This window comes from Stenotrophomonas sp. P5_A8 (assembly GCF_056400545.1).
Window position 1 is genome coordinate 1 of sequence record NZ_JBFULB010000483.1, and the last position, 2,050, is coordinate 2,050.

General features: G+C 59.7%; 4 protein-coding genes. 3 read left to right on the plus strand and 1 reads right to left on the minus strand.

Features of this window, described 5'->3' with window-relative positions; translation table 11 throughout:
* The first annotated feature begins 151 nt into the window (after positions 1 to 151).
* Entirely contained in the window at positions 152 to 463 is a 312-nt protein-coding gene (gene traD, locus AC1DQP_RS19850; protein ID WP_457322189.1) for a conjugal transfer protein TraD, read from the plus strand.
* A 55-nt stretch (positions 464 to 518) separates the two neighbouring features.
* On the opposite strand, the gene AC1DQP_RS19855 is transcribed toward traD, so the two are convergent.
* Complete coding sequence (locus AC1DQP_RS19855; protein ID WP_293983431.1) at positions 519 to 659, minus strand: hypothetical protein; 141 nt, start codon at positions 657 to 659, stop codon at positions 519 to 521.
* Between the two features lie 241 nt (positions 660 to 900).
* Between AC1DQP_RS19855 and AC1DQP_RS19860 the strand changes: the two genes are divergently transcribed.
* Together AC1DQP_RS19860 and AC1DQP_RS19865 are read left to right on the plus strand one after the other, a co-directional pair.
* Positions 901 to 1,203, plus strand: coding sequence for a hypothetical protein (locus AC1DQP_RS19860; RefSeq protein ID WP_478052348.1), 303 nt, complete (start codon positions 901 to 903; stop codon positions 1,201 to 1,203).
* 104 nt (positions 1,204 to 1,307) lie between these two features.
* A partial coding sequence (locus AC1DQP_RS19865) for a radical SAM protein (RefSeq protein WP_478052349.1) occupies positions 1,308 to 2,050 on the plus strand: 743 nt, incomplete at its 3' end.

Sequence of the window (2,050 nt, forward strand, 5' to 3'; positions counted from 1 at the left end):
TACACCTAAGTGCGCTCTTGCATTGTTCTTTTAAGCATGTTTTTTTGAGCGCTCATTGAGCGTTGCACGTTCGTACATTTTCAGATGCGAGCGATCTTGACGGCACCAACTTCTTTGGTTGACTGGTTTCAACCTCATGAAGGAATTCACCATGACCGCAACCAATCACTACCATGAGCGCATCCAGAGGGCCACCGAGCGGCTCGCCCAGCTTCAGGCGCGCGAGCTGTTGGCATCACAACGTCAAGCGAGCAAAGCCAAGCAAGCACAGCGTCAGGAAGAAGCACGCCGCCGCCGGCGTGTCGCAGCGCTGGTTTACTTGGCTGCAGCGGAAACACTGGATGACGCAGAACTGTTAGGCGCGCTTTTGATCCACCAGCAGAGCCGCACAGATGACGAGATCCGAAAGGATGCTTGCGTCGTCGGCAAGGCGAAGCTGCAGGACTCCGCTGCTCTACATTGAAGCGTTCGATCTGATCCAGGTGCTGGCCGCCCAGGATGGACGGCCAGCCTAGTGGCTACTTCTTCTTGCCCTTGTCCGGGGCCTGACTGAGAGCCGAGCCAGCGGCGGTCTTGGAGTTCTTGCCTGTGCTGCCGCTCTTCAAGACTTTGCTGGCTGCGGTCGCTGCCTTCGGACTGGTTTTCTCGTTCTTGGCCATATTCCTCTCTCCAGGTCAGTCACCGGCTGGTGACGGCCATAAGCTGCGCTCGAACCGGCGGCGAAGCAAGTGACCTAAACGAGCTCTCACTCAGGGCTACACGTTGTCTTTCATATTCGCCGGCCGAGCCAGCGCCACCTTAACCGCGCCTCGGCGCGCATTCATTTACCCGTCCCGCATTGGGCGCTTGTCAAACATCCACCCCAGGTGCAGAGTTACGCGATCCACAGGGGGATGGGCAATGGAACGCTCGGAGTTTGTTATTGATCGCAGTTTGTATAGCGACGAGGTGGTCACTAGGGCCGCCCACCGCCATACCGCAAGCTGCGCCGTAGAGATTTTTGTCCGAGGCAATGACTTGGTGGTTGCTCTGCAGCCGCGGCAATGTCCGGTGTCGGCGGAAGAATTGCGCGCACAATTCTTCAACGACCTTCTGGATGAGCGCCTGCGCGCCCTGGTGCGTGTTGAGACTCAAGGCCTCCAGCAAGAGCTGGTTCGCGCCGCACTGACCCAGGCGATGCCGTCCGGCGCGGTGGTGCCGTGAGATTCAGGCCAAAGGATGCCTTCAGTCCTTCACCGGGCTATCAACTGCTGCCGATGCGTTTCAGGCGGCTCCCGTGGGACCCTCAGAAGGCGTTCGTCTCCTCAATGGCGGGCGATTGGCTGCTCATGGGCATGGAGGACCTGCAGCGCTTCGTTTCCCATGAGCTTCCGGCCCAGTCGCCGTTGCTCGCAGACTTGCAGGCCCGGCACCTTGCCGTTGCGGATACAAGCCGAAGCTCGCTGGCCCCGTTGCTCAGCCAATACCGAAGCCGAAAGTCCTACTTGGTGGGCGGACCTGCCCTGCACATCTTTGTGGTGTCCTTGCGCTGCCACCACACCTGCAGCTATTGCCAGGTGTCCCGCCAACAGACGACCGCAACCGAGTTCGACATGGCGGGAACACATGCTCGCCATGCCGTAGAGCGGCTATTCGAGTGGCCAAGCCAGGAGCTGACCATTGAGTTCCAAGGGGGCGAGCCTCTGCTCAACTTCGAGCAGGTGAAGGCCATTACGTTGCTCATCGTCGAGCGCAATCGGTTTGAGAACCGGAGCCTGCGTTTCGTTCTGGCGTCCACGCTCCACGACTTGAACGAAGCCCAGCTGGATTTCTTAGAGGAGCACCGATTCAAGCTCTCTACGTCTTTGGATGGCCCGGAGTGGCTCCACAACGCCAACAGGCCCAGACCAGGCCGCGACAGCTACGCGAGGACCATCCAAGGGATCGATCTAGGTCGGCGTCGGCTCGGCGAGGACGCGGTGTCGGCCCTTACGACCCTGACCAAGCGGAGCCTGGAGGTTCCCGAAGCCATCATCGATGAGTATCGGAAGCTCGGCCTGCACTCCATCTC

Bases quoted from the DNA above. Each gene is read 5' to 3' on its own strand.
- traD (WP_457322189.1), top strand. From the start codon at position 152: ATGACCGCAACCAATCACTACCATGAGCGCATCCAGAGGGCCACCGAG.
- AC1DQP_RS19855 (WP_293983431.1), bottom strand. From the start codon at position 659: ATGGCCAAGAACGAGAAAACCAGTCCGAAGGCAGCGACCGCAGCCAGC.
- AC1DQP_RS19860 (WP_478052348.1), top strand. From the start codon at position 901: ATGGAACGCTCGGAGTTTGTTATTGATCGCAGTTTGTATAGCGACGAG.